This window comes from Paracoccaceae bacterium, from assembly GCA_033344815.1.
Taxonomy (GTDB): Bacteria; Pseudomonadota; Alphaproteobacteria; order Rhodobacterales; family Rhodobacteraceae; genus Roseobacter.
On sequence record JAWPMR010000001.1, the window covers coordinates 88,035 to 103,918 of the forward strand.

At 57.3% G+C, this 15,884-nt stretch carries 16 protein-coding genes; 9 read left to right on the forward strand and 7 right to left on the reverse strand.

From position 1 onward, the window contains the following. Window positions 1-251 precede the first annotated feature (251 nt). The gene (locus tag R8G34_00440) at window positions 252-989 is read right to left on the reverse strand and encodes a GntR family transcriptional regulator (protein MDW3221349.1); all 738 of its coding nucleotides are present in this window, start codon (window positions 987-989) and stop codon (window positions 252-254) included. A gap of 72 nt (window positions 990-1,061) precedes the next feature. Between R8G34_00440 and R8G34_00445 the strand changes: the two genes are divergently transcribed. The 6 genes from R8G34_00445 (at window position 1,062) to R8G34_00470 (ending at window position 5,737) form a co-directional block, all read left to right on the forward strand. Continuing rightward, the gene (locus R8G34_00445; protein ID MDW3221350.1) at window positions 1,062-1,850 is read left to right on the forward strand and encodes a DUF2182 domain-containing protein; all 789 of its coding nucleotides are present in this window, start codon (window positions 1,062-1,064) and stop codon (window positions 1,848-1,850) included. Between the two features lie 3 nt (window positions 1,851-1,853). Then, window positions 1,854-2,561: a DUF1326 domain-containing protein gene (locus R8G34_00450; protein MDW3221351.1), complete on the forward strand. Its 708-nt coding sequence runs from the start codon at window positions 1,854-1,856 to the stop codon at window positions 2,559-2,561. A 23-nt stretch (window positions 2,562-2,584) separates the two neighbouring features. After that, window positions 2,585-3,067 (forward strand): DinB family protein, encoded by a 483-nt coding sequence (locus R8G34_00455; protein MDW3221352.1) that lies wholly within the window; start codon window positions 2,585-2,587, stop codon window positions 3,065-3,067. Window position 3,068: 1 nt separating this feature from the next. Next, the gene (locus R8G34_00460) at window positions 3,069-4,172 is read left to right on the forward strand and encodes a dimethylsulfoniopropionate demethylase (protein MDW3221353.1); all 1,104 of its coding nucleotides are present in this window, start codon (window positions 3,069-3,071) and stop codon (window positions 4,170-4,172) included. A gap of 57 nt (window positions 4,173-4,229) precedes the next feature. Continuing rightward, on the forward strand, window positions 4,230-5,222 hold the full coding sequence (acuI, locus tag R8G34_00465; GenBank protein ID MDW3221354.1) for an acryloyl-CoA reductase: 993 nt from the start codon (window positions 4,230-4,232) through the stop codon (window positions 5,220-5,222). 389 nt (window positions 5,223-5,611) lie between these two features. Next, window positions 5,612-5,737 (forward strand): hypothetical protein, encoded by a 126-nt coding sequence (locus R8G34_00470; protein MDW3221355.1) that lies wholly within the window; start codon window positions 5,612-5,614, stop codon window positions 5,735-5,737. 146 nt (window positions 5,738-5,883) lie between these two features. Here the strand turns inward: R8G34_00470 and R8G34_00475 are convergent, their stop codons facing one another. Then, entirely contained in the window at window positions 5,884-6,822 is a 939-nt protein-coding gene (locus R8G34_00475) for a LysR family transcriptional regulator (GenBank protein MDW3221356.1), read from the reverse strand. Between the two features lie 86 nt (window positions 6,823-6,908). Here R8G34_00475 and R8G34_00480 point away from each other — a divergent pair, with 86 nt between their 5' ends. Both R8G34_00480 and R8G34_00485 read left to right on the forward strand, forming a co-directional pair. After that, window positions 6,909-7,142, forward strand: coding sequence for a hypothetical protein (locus R8G34_00480; protein ID MDW3221357.1), 234 nt, complete (start codon window positions 6,909-6,911; stop codon window positions 7,140-7,142). Between the two features lie 328 nt (window positions 7,143-7,470). Continuing rightward, window positions 7,471-9,891 (forward strand): FAD-dependent oxidoreductase, encoded by a 2,421-nt coding sequence (locus R8G34_00485; protein ID MDW3221358.1) that lies wholly within the window; start codon window positions 7,471-7,473, stop codon window positions 9,889-9,891. Window positions 9,892-9,997: 106 nt separating this feature from the next. On the opposite strand, the gene R8G34_00490 is transcribed toward R8G34_00485, so the two are convergent. Continuing rightward, on the reverse strand, window positions 9,998-10,696 hold the full coding sequence (locus R8G34_00490; protein MDW3221359.1) for a VPLPA-CTERM sorting domain-containing protein: 699 nt from the start codon (window positions 10,694-10,696) through the stop codon (window positions 9,998-10,000). A gap of 310 nt (window positions 10,697-11,006) precedes the next feature. Next, window positions 11,007-12,314 (reverse strand): HlyC/CorC family transporter, encoded by a 1,308-nt coding sequence (locus R8G34_00495; GenBank protein ID MDW3221360.1) that lies wholly within the window; start codon window positions 12,312-12,314, stop codon window positions 11,007-11,009. A 48-nt stretch (window positions 12,315-12,362) separates the two neighbouring features. On the opposite strand from R8G34_00495, the gene R8G34_00500 reads away from it, so the two are divergent. After that, window positions 12,363-13,205: a metallophosphoesterase gene (locus tag R8G34_00500; GenBank protein ID MDW3221361.1), complete on the forward strand. Its 843-nt coding sequence runs from the start codon at window positions 12,363-12,365 to the stop codon at window positions 13,203-13,205. On the opposite strand, the gene R8G34_00505 is transcribed toward R8G34_00500, so the two are convergent. Genes R8G34_00505 through R8G34_00515 form a run of 3 tightly spaced genes read right to left on the reverse strand, consistent with a single transcriptional unit; the run spans window position 13,142 to window position 15,802 of the window. Then, the gene (locus tag R8G34_00505) at window positions 13,142-14,110 is read right to left on the reverse strand and encodes a site-specific tyrosine recombinase XerD (GenBank protein MDW3221362.1); all 969 of its coding nucleotides are present in this window, start codon (window positions 14,108-14,110) and stop codon (window positions 13,142-13,144) included. The two genes, R8G34_00500 and R8G34_00505, sit on opposite strands and share 64 nt — an antisense overlap. Beyond that, window positions 14,107-15,663 carry a hypothetical protein gene (locus R8G34_00510; GenBank protein ID MDW3221363.1) on the reverse strand — a complete coding sequence of 519 codons (1,557 nt, stop codon included), beginning with the start codon at window positions 15,661-15,663 and terminating at the stop codon, window positions 14,107-14,109. The genes R8G34_00505 and R8G34_00510 overlap by 4 nt, the downstream gene beginning before the upstream one ends. Next, window positions 15,653-15,802, reverse strand: coding sequence for a hypothetical protein (locus R8G34_00515; GenBank protein ID MDW3221364.1), 150 nt, complete (start codon window positions 15,800-15,802; stop codon window positions 15,653-15,655). Before R8G34_00515 ends, R8G34_00510 begins: the two co-directional genes overlap by 11 nt. Between the last annotated feature and the right edge of the window lie 82 nt (window positions 15,803-15,884).

The following is a 15,884-nucleotide window of genomic DNA, read 5'->3' on the forward strand; positions in this document are numbered from 1 at the left end:
AAATGCGTACGGAACATTCAGATCGAGGCAGCGCTGATTTAGCCGCAAAAGATGACCTTGAGAGAAGAGGGTCCGCCAACAAGTACCGACGAAACACGGCCGCTTGCGCGTCCTGCTTTGGTGCTATCCTCGCCATTACCTATGCGACGCGCCGGAAGTGACCGGACGATCGGCTCGTCGATCAAGCGCGCGTGTTCAACGAAACCGGCTCAGAGGAGGCGGTCCGAAGCCGGACCAGCGGGCGCAGGCCGTCACCGTGCATTTTTGTCCGCGCGTGCGGCAAAGACGCTTTGCGCCAGTGCCTGGGTTTCAGCCTCCAGCGCCGTCAAAGCATCGCTGGTTTCTGCGCCGTTTTGTGCCTCCAGCGCATCGGCGATATCCTTGTGCAACCCGATGATCCGCGCACGATCACGCGCGGTAAAGGTGATCATGTTCATCAGGGGCTGCATTGCTTCGACCGCGCCGGCGAGCTGATAACTGAGCACCAGATTACCGGTGCCATCTACAAGCGCGCGGTGGAAGGCGACGTCCGACGCACAGAAGGCCTCATCTGTCAGTCCGGGCTGGTTTTGCCGGTGAATTTCGGCACGCATTGTGGCCAGATGGTCCGCCGTGCGACGCTCCGCTGACAGTGGCGCACAGGCCCTTTCGAGCGCGTAACGCGCTTCGCAGGCGGTGCCAAAACTGACCGCGTTCATGCTGAGTAACAACGTGGAGGTTGTGATCTGCTGGGGGTAGGCGGCCTCGTAACTCAGCCTGTTGACAAAGGCGCCGCCCGTCGCGCCGCGTTGCGTGCGGATCAGCGATTGTGCGGCCAGCCGTTTCAAAGCCTCGCGCACGGTGGGACGGGACACTTCAAACTGCTCTGCCAGTTCCGCCTCGGACGGCAGGCGTTCGTCCACAATCAATGTGCCGGCAACAATCGCATCGCGAATGGCACCTGCAATCTGCGCGGAAAGGTCGGCGGGGCTGTCAGGGTCAATTTTCATATGTCTTACATTTAATGTTTGATCGTTTTCTAATTGTCTGGCATTTGATTGGCAAGAAAAAGGACTCATCTCTTGCACGTCACCCTGCGATCCACTCTCTGGCTGGGCTTTTTCGCGGCAATATTGGCCGCGTGGTGGGTGATGTTTGCCATGAGCATGGACATGGATCTCGATGTGCTGGGCCGCCCCGGTGAGATGGGCGCGCGCATGGCGGCGATGGATCCACGCATGCCAATGTATATGCCAATGGCCAATTTCGGACCGCTCTTTTGGATGTGGGCGATCATGATGGCGGCAATGATGTTTCCGACGCTGGTGCCGACCCTGCGCGCCTATGAGGATCTCATGCACAGCGCCAATGGGTCACGCGCGGGCTGGGTTGGCGTCTTGCTGGGATATTTCCTTGTCTGGGTGGGTTTCGCGGCCCTGATCACGGGAGTGCAACTGGCGCTGCTGTTTGGCGGCGTGGTGGACATGCTGGGCATTGCGAAATCGCCGTGGTTTTCAGGCGGGTTACTGCTGATCGTCGGGTTGTTCCAATTCACCCGCGCCAAGGAAATCTGCCACGGGGTCTGTCACGCACCGGCAATGTATTTTCTGGGCCACTGGCGCACCGGTTTTGGCGGCGGGCTACGCATGGGTCTGGGCCTCGGCGCATTTTGTGTGGGCTGCTGCTGGGGCTTTATGTCTCTGGGCTTTGTCGGCGGAGTGATGAGCCTCGCGTGGATGGGGCTGGCAACGCTGTTTATGGTGCTCGAAAAACTACCACAAATCGGGCATTACGTTACAAAACCAATGGGGTTTGCCCTGTGTATCGCGGGCGTCGCGGTCATGGGCTGGCCCTTGTTTATGGGAGGATAAACCATGGCAACGAACAGACGCGAAGATGCGGACAAGCTGCCGATCAGCCAACGGATTGATCAGCGCATGCCCAATCCGAAACGCCGCCAGTCCACGCCGACAGAATGGGCCATCAAGGGCGAGTTGTTTCTCAATTGTTCCTGCACGGTGTTTTGCCCCTGCGTGGTCAGCCTTGGCGCGCACCCCCCCACAGAGGGCCATTGCCATGCGTGGATGGCGATTGCCATTGATGAGGGCCACTATGAAGGTGAAGACCTGGCGGGGCTGAACATCGGTCTGCTGGTGGATATTCCCGGCCGTATGGGCGAGGGCAACTGGAAAGTCGCGGCTTATGTGGACGAACGCGCAACCGGCAAAGCCTACAACGGGATTTTGCAAATCTTCAGCGGTGCTGCGGGCGGGACGACGGGTTTGTTCACCATGCTGGTGAGCGAAATCATCGGGGCCGAGCGCGCGCCGGTTGAGATCGTGCGCGAGGGCAACCGGCGCTCCATCATGATCGGACGCAAAATACAGGGTGAGATCGAAATGGTTGCGGGCAAGGACCCTGCACACCCCGTCATGGTCAGCAATTCCAAATACTGGATGGGCCCGGATATCATCGCGGCGACGGGCCTCAAAAGCCGAGTGCGCGATTACGGTCGTATCTGGGATTTCGGCGGCAAGTCGGCAGAGATCTGCCCGATTGATTGGAAAGGCCCCAAACCGTGATTGATCCGGGTTATGTTCGGACAATGGCGCGCTATAATACGTGGCAAAACAATCAGTTGATGCCTGTTCTTGAAGCGATGCCGCATGACGAACTGATCAAGGATCGCGGCGCGTTTTTCAACAGTATTCTGGGAACTGCGAACCATTTGCTATGGGGCGATACGATATGGATGAGCCGGTTTGACCCATCTGTGCCGGCGCCCACCATTGCTGGCAAGGACGCGCCGGATTTGCATCCGACAATCACATCGTGGTCGGCGGACCGCTTTCGGGTTGATGGCAAAATAAGGTTTTGGGCGGACTCTCTGCGTGCGCTTGACCTCAAAGGTGATCTCACTTGGTATTCCGGGACACTGGAAAAAGAAATCACGTCTCCTTTTGCCATGAACGTCGTTCATTTTTTCAACCATCAGACACATCACCGCGGTCAGATCCATGCCATGTTGACGGCGGCAGATCAAAAAGCACCGGTGAGTGATCTGGCTTTCATGCCAAAGGATGCCTGAAATGGCGCTAATTTCTCCCTCACGCAGGCTGCGCAGGACCCATTTTTCCGCTGGTGTCGAAGCGGCGGGCGTCAAGGCCTACACGGTGTATAATCACATGCTTTTGGCAACGGTGTTCGAAAGCGTTGAGGCGGACTACCATCACCTGAAAAACCATGTGCAGATCTGGGACGTGTCCGTGGAGCGTCAGGTCGAATTGCGCGGACCCGATGCCGCGCGTCTGATGCAGATGCTGACCCCGCGTGATCTGCGCAGCATGTTGCCGGGGCGGTGTTTTTACGTGCCCATCGTGGATGAAACCGGCGGCATGCTGAACGATCCAGTGGCGGTGAAACTGGCCGAGGACCGGTGGTGGATATCCATCGCAGACAGTGATTTACTGTTTTGGGTCAAGGGGATCGCCAACGGCTACCGCCTCGATGTGCTGGTGGACGAGCCCGATGTATCACCCCTGGCGGTGCAGGGTCCCAAGGCCGAAGAGTTGATGGCGCGTGTCTTTGGCGAATCGATCCGGGATGTCCGCTTCTTTCGCTTTGGTCTGTTCCAGTTTGAGGGTCGTGATCTGGTAATTGCGCGCTCGGGATATTCCAAACAGGGCGGTTTTGAAATCTACGTACAGGGTGGTGATCTGGCGATGCCGCTGTGGCATGCCTTGTTCGCCGCCGGCGAGGATCTCAATGTCCGTGCCGGGTGCCCCAATGCGATCGAACGGATTGAGGGCGGTCTGCTGTCCTATGGCAATGACATGACAGATGACAACACGCCGCATGAATGTGGGTTGGGTCGTTTCTGTGACACGCAGACCGCGATTGGGTGTATCGGTCGGGACGCTCTTTTGCGCGTGGCCAAGGAGGGTCCGGTGCAACAGGTGCAGGCCATCGCCATTGACGGTGACGCGGTGCCGCCCTGTGATCGGGTCTGGCCGCTGTTTGCTGGAACGCGCCGTGTCGGGCAGATCACATCGGCGATCTGGAGCCCGGATTTCAGCACAAACGTCGCAATCGGCATGGTTCGGATGACCCATTGGGACAGTGGCACCAAACTCGAAGTTGAAACGCCTGATGGCATGCGCACGGCCACCGTGCAGCCCGGATTTTGGGCATGATACCGGCTGTTAGGCCTGTCGAAAACAAATGGGAAGAATCCCGGAATGGAGACTGAAATGTTCAAGGCACTTGTGGTGAACAAGGATGAAGACAGCGGCAAAACGTCAGCCGCTCTGGAAGATCTGTCTTTGGATCAATTGCCGGAGGGTGATGTCACGGTGGCCGTGGAGTATTCCACCGTGAATTACAAAGACGGGCTGTGCGTTGGGCCGGGCGGTGGATTGGTGCGCAAATACCCGCATGTGCCCGGCATTGATTTTGCAGGCACTGTCGAGGCATCTGATGATGCGCGCTACAAGCCGGGCGACAAGGTGGTGCTGACCGGCTGGCGTGTGGGCGAGGCGCATTGGGGCGGCTATGCACAAAAGGCGCGGGTCAAGGCGGATTGGCTGGTACCCTTGCCGGAAGGGTTGGATACGCGCGCGGCCATGGCCGTGGGGACGGCAGGTTTCACGGCGATGCTGTCGGTCATGGCGCTTGAAGATCACGGTCTCAAGGCAGGCGATGGTCCGGTGCTGGTCACGGGCGCTGCTGGCGGTGTCGGGTCGGTGGCGGTGGCGCTGCTGGCCTCACTGGGGCACGAAGTCGCCGGTGTAACCGGGCGTCCGGAAACCGCCGATTACCTGACGGGTTTGGGCGCGTCGCAGATTGTCGCGCGCGAAGAAATCAATGAAACGGTCAAACGTCCGCTGGAAGCGGAAACATGGGCCGGGTGTGTGGACGCCGTGGGCGGCGCAATGCTGGCACGCGTTCTGGGACAGATGAAGTATGGGGCGTCCGTCGCGGCGGTCGGTTTGGCGGGGGGGGCCGGGTTGCCTGCAACCGTGATTCCATTCCTGCTGCGCGGGGTGAATCTGCTGGGCATCGATTCAGTGATGCAGCCCTATGACAATCGTGTTCGGGCGTGGAAACGCATCGCATCCGACCTGCCGATGGATAAGCTTGAGGCGATGGTCGTCCCCGCGACGCTGGGCGATCTGCCCCAGCTTGGCCAGGATATTCTCAAGGGCCAGGTCAAGGGTCGCGTTGTCGTCGACGTAAACGGATGACGTGACAGTCGCCGGACTGCGTAGATGTCCTAATTTGAGTTTTTGGATTGAACATGGGTGATTGTCGATTGCGGCGATGGCGTGCTGACATGGCAGGTCAGGACGCTTAGTTCCCTATGCTCGTTTTGAGATATCCCGGTAATTCCCGCGTTCGGGAATGACTTGAGCCACGCGCCGCGCAAGGCACTGTTCGCCACTCTGACGGATGGTGTTGCGCAACGTGTCCTGTGTAGCGGGCTTGCACCCAGATCGGCTGGATAGTTACTGGCGCGTCAATACGTCGGGCATAGAAACGAAAGTAAAAATCTGTTCCGCTTTGTGCATCAGACTCTCGTCATCGGCTGTATGACATCCTCACAGCGCCTTGAGAGTGGTGATTGTTCAAAGAGGTGCTGTTCCCTCAAGCGATCCCAACGCGCAGTCACCTTCAGGATGCGCATGTTCTTTGGCAAGGCACCGGTACGTCGGGCGTAACGCCTGAGGCCATCATGGTTATGGACATGGAAATAGCCTGATCGTCGCGCGCGGCCTGCAATTGTGCAACGTCTAGATACACTGTCTGAGCATGTATCACATGTTTTCGACTGGCGTGATGCGCACAAGTTCGGAGACGCACAAAGGCTGTCGGCATTTGCCGCTGTGAGCAAAAAAATCCGGTATCTCAGGCGCAGGGCTGCGCCATGGTATTGTGTTTGTCTTCAGGTCGCCGCGCTTCCAAAATCAGGTTGCGCAACCACATATTGCGGCCGGAATGCTCGTAGCGACGGTGCCAGACCAGTTCGTAAACGATTTTTGGGACTGGAATCGGCAGCGGAACATGCGCCAACCGCCTGTAACTGAAATCGGCGAGTCGCCGTGGCATGGTCGCAATCAAATCCGTGCCGTGTATGAGATCCCCCAGCATTGACGCCGTCGGCGCAGAGAGCGACACCTGCCGTTCCATACCACGGTCTGCCAGAAACTGCCCGATTTCACTCTTCATCCCGCCGCCAAAATTCACCACTCCGTGGCTGGCTTCCATATAGTCTTCCAACGTCAGGATCGGCGCACGACTGGTCGGATCATAAAACACCACAAGCTCTTCGGTGCCATAAACACAATGGTTCAGCGTGCTCGGAAACTGCAACCCGGCAACCGTGATCGCCAATTCCGCTTCGTCTTGGTTCAGCATCTCGGCGAGCCGACTTCTGGGCGCCAGGCGTCGTACATCCAGGGTCAGACGGGGTGCAAGTTGTGAAATTTGGGCGCGCAAACCTTTGATTTCATTCAGCAAGGCGGGTGTGGGTATCGCAATGACCAAAGGCTTTGTTTCCAGAGCCACATCGTAATTCTCGGTCGTCACCAGCCCCTCAATATCGGCAAGAATGTTTTGAACGCGCGGGAGCAGCGTCAAGGATTTCTCATTGGGGGAGATATTGCGCCCGGTTTTGACAAACAGCGGGTCTCCCAAAGCGGCACGCATTTTGTCGAGGGTGTGACTGATCGTGGACTGATTGAGTTCAAAAAGCGCTGCTGTCCGGCTGACTGAGCCAGTTTGACAGACGGATACAAAGACCCGCAGTGTATGCCCGTCGATGCGCAATAGATCGAAATTTTGCATAGGTTATTTGTGACCAATTGGTTGATCTGGGTAAAGCGCATTCTTTATTGTTTTTACTCACATAGTCGGCTTTTAGGACGGAACTTTTGGATCAAGACGGAAATTCCAAGTATTTAGACGAGATATATGCTCTGAGCGCTATGCTGGAGTTTTCGGCGGACCGCGCGCGCCGTATTGGGGCAACATCGCTGGGGCTCGCCATTGATCAGGCACAGAAAGTTGCGATGCTCGAGATTAAAGGGTGTGCGGCCAAAAAGGCGAGCCGGGCATCGAAACACGCAGAGCGCAAGAAGAACGCGGCGCGATTTGATCCGGTCTAGGCTGGCGGCGAGGCAATTGGAAAAGCGAACACTCGGTAAGAGTGCGTGAGGGTGACCAAACACTTCTGTTTTTGCTTCTGACGTCTCCAGAAGGCAAAGACTGATGACGTCTTGAAATCATCACAGAAGATTTGAAAAGGGCCATTGCTTTCCGGGAAGACTTCTTTCTGCTGGCACGGGTCACAGCCATATAGCGGACGTACCTGCACCAAAAACGCTGAAACACTGCAATGCGCAGTTGCGACGAAAAATGTCGCCATCGCGCAAACTGGCCTCTCCGGTCTGGGTCAATATGCAGGGCAGGACACTCAAACAGGACCCCGTTTTCATGCGCACCCATGCTCAGGCCGTCGTCATCGGAGGCGGCGTTATCGGCTGCTCCATTCTGTATCATCTGACGAAACTGGGCTGGAACGATGTTGTTTTGCTGGAACGGGATGAATTGACCTCGGGGTCCACGTGGCACGCAGCCGCCAATATCCACGGCCTGCACGACAGCACCAATATCAGCCGCATCCAACATTATACGATGAACCTCTATAACGCGCTTGAGGCGGAAACGGGCCAAAGCTGTGGTGTTTTCCAACCAGGGTCGCTGTATCTCGCACAAACCGTAGAGCGTGAACACCAGCTCCGTTTGCAGGCGGCCAAGGCCAAGTTATACGGCATGAACTTCCACGAGGTCAGCCGCGATGAAGCAGAGCGCCTTCATCCGCTGGTGAATTTTGAGGGCATCCGCTGCATCATGTGGGAGCCGGATGGCGGCAATGTCGACCCCTCCGGTGTGACCAATGCCTATGCCGCCGGCGCGCGGCAAAACGGGGCGGAGATCATTCGGTTTTGTCCCGTCATCGGCACCGAACAGCAACCGGATGGCACATGGATCGTGCGCACGCCAAAGGGTGACATTGCAAGTGAGTGGGTGATCAATGCGGCTGGCCTCTGGGGGCGCGAAGTTGCCGCGCTGGCAGGGTTTGAACTGCCACTGCAACCCACAGAGCATCAGTATTTTGTGACTGAGACGATCGCAGAGATTGCCGCGATGGATCGTCGGTTGCCTTCTGTTGCGGATCGCGACGGGGAATACTACCTGCGCCAGGAGGGCAAGGGACTGTTGGTGGGCGCCTATGAAAAAGATCTGCGTTTCTGGGCGGAGGAGGGCACGCCGCAAGGGTTTGGTCACGAGCTTTTTGCCGATGATCTCGAACGGATTGAGGACAACATGATGCGCGCCATTGACCGCGTGCCTGCGGTGGGTGAGGCCGGGATCAAACGGGTGATCAACGGGCCGATGATTTGGTCGCCTGACAGCAATGTGCTTTTTGGGTCGGTCCCGGAACTGTCCAATTATTTTTGCTGCAACGGGATCATTCCGGGATTTTCGCAATCGGGGGGCATGGGGCTTCTGGCTGCGGATTGGATCGTCACAGGCGAAACGCGATACGACATGTTTGCCTGGGACGTCGCGCGGTTTGGAAAATGGGCGGACAAAGCCTTCACCAAGGCGCGGGTCGGGGACCAATACGCCAACCGGTTCAAAATTCATTTCCCAAACGAAGAACGCAGCGCAGGTCGCCCGATGCGCAAACGCACGGCCTATGAGATTCAAAAGGACCTCGGCGCTGTGTTTGGGTTGAACTACGGGTGGGAACATCCGCTTTGGTACGCGGATAAGCCGGGAACCGAGGACACAGATGGCTTTACGCGCCAGAACTGGTGGGAACCGGTGGGGCGCGAATGCCGGATGTTGCGCGAAAATGCCGGTATCATTGATATTTCGAACTTTGCCAAATACCGCTGCAAAGGGCCGGACGCCGAGGCGTGGTTGAACAGTGTCTTTGCCAATACAATGCCTAAATCAATTGGGCGCTCGTGCCTGACCCCGCTGATTGGAAAACGAGGCGGGATCGCAGGAGATTTCACGGTGACACGGCTCGGCGAGGACGAGTTCTGGATCATCGGATCAGGCATGGCAGAGCGGTATCACAAACGGTTCTTCAAGGCGGTTCCGCTGCCTGAAGGCGCCGCTTTTGAAAGCAAAACGGACGCGATGTGCGGTTTCAATGTCGCGGGTCCCAAATCCCGTGACATGCTGCAACGCCTGACCAATGCCTCGCTTGCAACGAATGATTTTCCTTTCATGCGCTCGAAATGGATTGAAATCGGCGGCGTAAGCGTTCTGGCGTTACGGGTCTCGTTTACGGGTGATTTGGGGTGGGAACTGCATTGTGATGCGGGGGATCAGGCGCGTTTGCTGGAGGTGCTACTGGATGCCGCCAAGGATGTCGGTGCGGGTCCCGTGGGATCGCGCGCCTTGATGAGTTTGCGAGTGGAAAAAGGATATGGCTCATGGGGTCGGGAATATTCACCGGAATACTGGCCCCAGGAAGTGGGTCTGGACCGCCTGTGCAAGATGGATAAGGACTTTTTGAACAAGAAGGCGGTTGCTGAGACTCTGGCCAAGGAAGCGCGGGAGCATCTTGTATTATTGGCGTTGGACGCGGCGCAGACCGATGCCTCAAATGCGGATGCAACGGGGGGTGAGCCGATATTCAAAGACGGCGAGGGGATTGGCCGCGTCACCTCCGGCACCTATGGCTATTCGGTCGGGATGAGCCTTGCTCTTGGCTATGTAACGGGCGCTCAGCCGGGTGACAGCGTCGAAGTCATGGTGCTGGGTCAGCCGCACCGCGCCAAGATCCTGCATGAACCGCCCTTCGATCCTTCGGGCGCTCGGTTGCGTGCGTAGACAGGCGGGGGGATATTATCAGAACGCGAAGTGGTCCAAGTTACACATCTCATGAAAAAAGCCGCGCAAAACCAATGCGCGGCTTTAAAGATGTTGGTTTGTTGGCTTAGCTTGAACGCCTACGACGGCGTATGAGACCCATGCCGCCGAGTGCACTCAACAGCATCAGACCAGCTGCAGGTACCGGAACTGGAGCGAGCGAAACATTCTCTGGTGTCAGGGAAATATTGTCGATGCCCCAGCCAATGTTAGGCCGGTTTGCGCCAGTCGGTGACCCCACCGTGCGATTGGTGATTTCAACACTGTCAAACAGGCCGGAATAGCTGATGGTGGTGATCGTGCCATCGCCAGGCGTTGTTGGTGCAACGCCAGCCTGTCGGAAAACACTTCCGACCACGGTTCCCGCATTCAGAAAGTTGAACGTGAATTGTTCTGCTTTCTGGCCAGAGCCATCAATATCGGCAATGTCAAATGTGATCGCGCTTGCCAATCCAAAGGACAGGTTCATCGCGCTGTTCTGGATGAAGTCACCGGTCAGGAAAACGTTACCGAAGGCGCCTGCGGGCGTAACCGAGTCGCTCGGCACAAAGCCGTCGAGTCCACCGCCTGATCCAACCAATTGCAAAGCGTTCCCGTCACCAGACGAAAACGTGATGCCGCCATTGATGTAAGTGGTAGAACCAATAGCCACGGTGACGGCATCGCTTGAGCCAACGGTAGTTTCATTTTCGAAATCAATAACGGCCGCAGATGCGGCGGTTGTCGACACGGCAAAAAGGCCGGCCAATATCGTTGCTTTATACATATTTTCTCCTCATCAGGACCCGCACGTAAAATGCACAAACAGAGCGGGCATCAATTTAACAAACATTAACAGTGGTTAACGTCACTGATGTTTGGCACCCTGTCTAGCAAATTTGTGCCTAAGACGGTGAAATCGACAAACTTCTATCGGGGGTTATGTTCACAAAGGGAACTTCGCAGTCGTTGTGCAATTTAAAGGCGTTTCGAACGATCTCAACGCTTGCCTGACGATAGACATCGTTTTCGTTTCGCCGTTTTTTGACGGTTAGAAATTGCCTATCGCTGGCGAAAATTGCTCGGTCGTCGCGCGGTCACAACGGCCTGATTTTCAATTCGGTGATGCGGTTGCCATCCCGCGCGCAGACCTCAAAGCGAAATCCGTGAAAGGAAAATACCTGCCCAGAGGTCGGGATCATCTGAGCCTCATGGATGACCAGCCCGGCCACCGTATTTGCCTCTTCATCCGGCAGGTTCCAATCGGTGGCTCGGTTGAGGTCGCGGATTGTCATTGCGCCATCCACGACAAACTGCCCGTCCGGGCCGCTGGTCACTGTTTGATTAGCGTCCTGATCAAATTCATCCGTGATCTCGCCGACGATTTCCTCAAGGATATCTTCGAGCGTGATCAGACCCTGCAGCGACCCATATTCGTCCACCACCAGCGCAAAATGCGTGTGGCGACGCAGGAACTGGCGCATCTGCTCGTCAAGGGTCGAGGTCTCTGGCACAAAATAGGGCTTCATCGCCACGTCGATGATGTTGAAGTCGCGCAGGTGACCCGCATCGCCTTCCGGTCCGCCAATGGTTTTATACATCGCGCGCAGCAGGTCTTTGGCGTGAATCACGCCAATGATGTTTTCCTGATCGTCTTTAAAGACGGGCAGGCGGGTGTGGTTCGACGTCAGGCATTGTTCCAGGATCTTTTGGGGGCTGTCATCGGCGTCAATCATTTCAATGCCGGATCGGTGCAACATGATCTCTTCGACGGTGCGGTCATTCAGATCAAGCGCGCCCAGGATCCTGTCGCGATCTTCTTTTTCGACGACGCCCTCGGAGTGCCCCAGATGCAAGGCCCCTGCGATTTCTTCGCGCACGGCCAGAATGTTGCTGTCGGGATCGATTTTCACACCAAAGAGGCTCAGAACACCGCGCACCAGAAGCCGCACGACCGCAACGATGGGGGAAAAAACCTTGACCACAATCGAAATGGGCCAGGATACCATGGAGGCGGCGGCTTCAGAGTTGGTGATTGCATAGGTCTTGGGCAACACCTCGGCGAAGATCAGGACCAGCAGGGTCATGACCAGCGTGGCCAACGCAACACCGCTTTCACCAAAGGCACGGGTAAAAATCACCGTGGCAAGCGATGCTGCCAGTATGTTCACAAGGTTATTGCCCAGCAAGACCGACCCGATCAGGCGCTCGTTATCTTCGGTGATCCTGAGCGCCCGTTTTGCGCCCACCGATCCCTTGTCCGCCTGTGCGCGCAGCTTGCCGCGCGAGGCCGCCGTCAATGCGGTTTCTGATCCAGAGAAAAATCCGGACAGGACCAGAAGGAAGATGATCACGCCACTTGTGATCCAGAACGTACTATCAAGCGTTGCGCTCGCCGTTTCCATTTGGAATGTTACCTTTGAATTTCGATAATAGGGTTATGGGTATCAAGCGTGTCTCAATCAAGAGAAGAGCCGCATAAGCACTGTGATCTGGGCATAATCAACGGCCCGGTGTTGCTGTTTGGCGGACCCTATTCAAACCGACACGCATTGGAGGCGCTTTTGAGCGAGGGCGATGCGGGTGGGGCAACCGGTGCGCGGATGATCTGCACCGGTGATGTGGTTGCCTATTGTGCGGACCCCCAGGCCTGTATCGATCTGTTGATGCGCAGCGGTGCGGCGGTTGTGGCGGGGAACTGCGAAAAGCAATTGGGGCAGGGGGCTGCGGATTGCGGATGCGGGTTTGAGGATGGCAGCGCCTGTGATCTGTTGAGCAGGGGGTGGTATCCGTTTGCCCTGTCCCGGGTTGATGTCGATGGACGCGAGTGGATGAACGAGCGCCCGGACATCATCAGCTTTCAACACCATGGCGCGCGCTATGCGGTCATTCACGGCGGAATTACCGACATTGCGCGGTTCATCTGGCCCAGCGATCCGGAGGCGGTTTTTGCCGAGGAATGGCAGGCGGTAGAGTCCGCAATTGGTCCTGTAGATCACGTGATCGCCGGTCATTGCGGGTTGGCCTTTGTCAAAGAGACAGCGCGCGGGCGTTGGATCAATCCCGGTGTCATCGGGATGCCGCCTAATGACGGGAGGGTGCAAACGCGTTATGCTGTTCTGGCGCACGGTAAGGTTTCTATCCATCACTTGAGCTATGATGCAGAAGCGGCGGCACGTGAGATGCGTGAGGCAGATCTCACACAGGGATATGACGCGGCACTGCTCAGCGGTTATTGGCCGTCAGAGGATGTCTTGCCTGACGTTTTGCGTGGCGCGTCGTTGGCCAGCGGGTGATGGGTCAACACCAATTCTGACAAACGCGCCTCAAGCACATGTGTGTATATCTCCGTGGTCGCCACATCCGCATGTCCGAGCAAGGTTTGGATGGAGCGCAGATCAGCCCCATTGGCGAGGAGATGCGTGGCAAAGGCGTGGCGCAGCGTATGGGGGGTCACCTTACCCGGCGACACACCTGCGGTGACGGCGAATTCCTTGATCAGCAGATAGAAACGGTGCCGCGTGAGATGGCCTGCCGCCGAGTTGGACATGAACAGGAATTTGGAAACCGGTTTGCCCGCACCGCGGCGTTTGTCCTCCAGAGCATCGCGGATTTTCAGCCAATCCGCCAAAGCTTCTCGCGCCGGCGGGGACAGGGGCACCATGCGTTCCTTGCCACCTTTGCCGAGAATCAGCAGCATCCGGGGATCCCCGCGCGCCGCACTCATCGGCAGGCTTACCAGTTCCGAAACGCGCATGCCTGTCGCATAAAGCAGTTCCATCAGGCATGTGTTGCGGGCCCGGTCCTGCTCTGTGCGCCCCGAGGCGCGTGCGGCTTCCAGCAAAAGATCAACCTCTGCCTCAGACAGGGTTTTGGGCAGGCGCTTGTCCCGCCCGGGGCCGGAAATCTGGATCGCAGGATTATCCGGGCGCCAGCCCTCCTCAAAAGCAAAGCGGTACAATTGTTTGATTGCGGACAGGCGCCGCGCGCGTGTGGCTTTGGACAGTCCTTGCGCGTCGCAATTCACCAAATAGGATTCCACATCCGATTTGCTCACGGCCTCGAAACCTGTTTTGCGATGCGCAAGCCAGCTCTCAAAATCCTTCAAATCACGGCCATAGGCCAAAAGCGTATTGCGTGCCGCGCCAAGTTCCGCAGCCTGTGCCTCGAGAAAGGCGGATATCCAATGGGTCTGGGTCATGCGCCAAACCTGTCCAGCAGCAGAATTTGCAAACTCGCGCGCCGCGCTGTGTCCTCAAGCCCGAGGGCGCGCAGCGTGCCAAGCGCTTCAGTCAAGGCACTGGCGTCCCCGGCCGCGCCCTCTTCAAGCGCGACGAGGGCATGCAAGATGACCTCGCCCAATTTGCCTTGCCGCGCCATAGCAACATGTTCGTGGCGCGCGGCATCGGATTTGAACCCATCGATGATCGCCTGTTCAAAGAGGTCCGAAGAAGACAATCCAGACGGATCGCCCGCAGCAACGGCTTGCAGGAAAGGCGCATCAATGTCCTTTGCCGCACTGCGAAAATCTGCTGACAACAGGGATAGGGTCTGGGCAATATCTGCGGACGGGCCAGTCAAGGCGACCCTGTCCAATCGTGGGTGAAACAGTCCCGCAAAAGCGGTTTCCAGTTCCGCCGCCTGCATGGCGGCCCAGGCATCTGGCAGTGTTTTCGTAACCGCTTCTTTCGACCTTGTATCAAGGGCGGTGTCAAAGTGTTGGATCGCTTCAACCCGGTCCCAAATCCCGCCGGAAGCTGCGGGTAGCCGTTCGGTATAGAGTCCAAGCAGGCGGTTGTCGGGCAAAGCGCCGGTTTTAGCCAAGCGTTCTGCGGCCTCCAATTGCGCTTTCCACCCCACCAGATCGCTCAGATCGGCCACAGCATAGGCGCGCGGCAGAAAGCGGGTGGGAAGCGGTTCGCCAACTGTTTCATGAAGTCGAAACGTCAACGGCGTGATCTGTGCCGGCGGGCGCAATGGCGCGAGGCCGTCGAAATACTCCGGATGCAGAAAACGATCCAGCAGCGCAGTTTCCGAATTAGTCATCACGGATAGTGCGCGCGACGTGTCAAAAAGCAGCGCGGCAGTGGACCAATCTCCTTGCCGCGCGGCGCAGAAGATCCGATGTCCGGGTCCCGGGCTCAGGTGTGGTTGCGCGCTCAGGATATTGCAGGCCAGCCATTCATCACCGGTCAGCAAGGCCAAATCCATGTAAGCGGCGAAATGGGCCTTGTCGCGGGTGACATCAGCCTGTTCGATCAGTGCAATTGCGGGATCCAATGCGCCAAAACGTTGGAGCGCCGCAACCCGGGCAAGGGTAAAGAGATCCTCCGCACCGCTGTCGTCCCCGGGTCCGCGTGCTTCCGTCAACAGTGCTGTAAACAACAGCGCCTGTGCCGCAGGCAGGCGAAAATCAGGCAGCTTCGACATTCTGAGGCTGAGATCCTCCGGGTCGCTGGCCTGCCATAAATCCGGCGACAATCCCGTCACCTCGGCAGGCACAAGCCCGATAATGCGCGCAGCCTCCTCGGACAGCGGCTTGACGTCCACAGTCGGCACCAGCCCGGAACTGGCGACAGGTGGCTCACCCAGTGGCATCGCCACGGAGGTCAGTGCGGGCTGATCCGGATTCTGCTGGACCCAATCGATGACGGACAGCGGTTGCTCGCCTGGCGTCTCCTGCGCCATGAGTGACGTCACCAACACGCCGCTCAGCACAAAACAGCAGAGATATGGCAGGGATCTAATTGGCATCCAGCGTCACTGGAACGCGAACCTCATTTTGTGGCGCTGAAAAGTCAGCCCCGAAGTAAGGCCCGATATAAGCATAGCCCACAAGACCTATAAACCCGATCACAATCAGGTATGCCAGAAGTTTAAAGACGCGCGACATTATATTTACTGCCTTGATTGCCTGCCGATTTTTCGAAACTTATATATGGCCTTTCGAGCAATATCACGTCATTCAGAGAAAT

Excerpts from the sequence above, each read along its gene's own strand:
- R8G34_00460 (MDW3221353.1), top strand. The coding sequence starts at position 3,069 with ATGGCGCTAATTTCTCCCTCACGCAGGCTGCGCAGGACCCATTTTTCC.
- R8G34_00475 (MDW3221356.1), bottom strand. The coding sequence starts at position 6,822 with ATGCAAAATTTCGATCTATTGCGCATCGACGGGCATACACTGCGGGTC.
- acuI (MDW3221354.1), top strand. The coding sequence starts at position 4,230 with ATGTTCAAGGCACTTGTGGTGAACAAGGATGAAGACAGCGGCAAAACG.
- R8G34_00515 (MDW3221364.1), bottom strand. The coding sequence starts at position 15,802 with ATGTCGCGCGTCTTTAAACTTCTGGCATACCTGATTGTGATCGGGTTT.
- R8G34_00495 (MDW3221360.1), bottom strand. The coding sequence starts at position 12,314 with ATGGAAACGGCGAGCGCAACGCTTGATAGTACGTTCTGGATCACAAGT.
- R8G34_00510 (MDW3221363.1), bottom strand. The coding sequence starts at position 15,663 with ATGCCAATTAGATCCCTGCCATATCTCTGCTGTTTTGTGCTGAGCGGC.
- R8G34_00505 (MDW3221362.1), bottom strand. The coding sequence starts at position 14,110 with ATGACCCAGACCCATTGGATATCCGCCTTTCTCGAGGCACAGGCTGCG.
- R8G34_00450 (MDW3221351.1), top strand. The coding sequence starts at position 1,854 with ATGGCAACGAACAGACGCGAAGATGCGGACAAGCTGCCGATCAGCCAA.
- R8G34_00455 (MDW3221352.1), top strand. The coding sequence starts at position 2,585 with ATGGCGCGCTATAATACGTGGCAAAACAATCAGTTGATGCCTGTTCTT.
- R8G34_00485 (MDW3221358.1), top strand. The coding sequence starts at position 7,471 with ATGCGCACCCATGCTCAGGCCGTCGTCATCGGAGGCGGCGTTATCGGC.
- R8G34_00490 (MDW3221359.1), bottom strand. The coding sequence starts at position 10,696 with ATGTATAAAGCAACGATATTGGCCGGCCTTTTTGCCGTGTCGACAACC.
- R8G34_00440 (MDW3221349.1), bottom strand. The coding sequence starts at position 989 with ATGAAAATTGACCCTGACAGCCCCGCCGACCTTTCCGCGCAGATTGCA.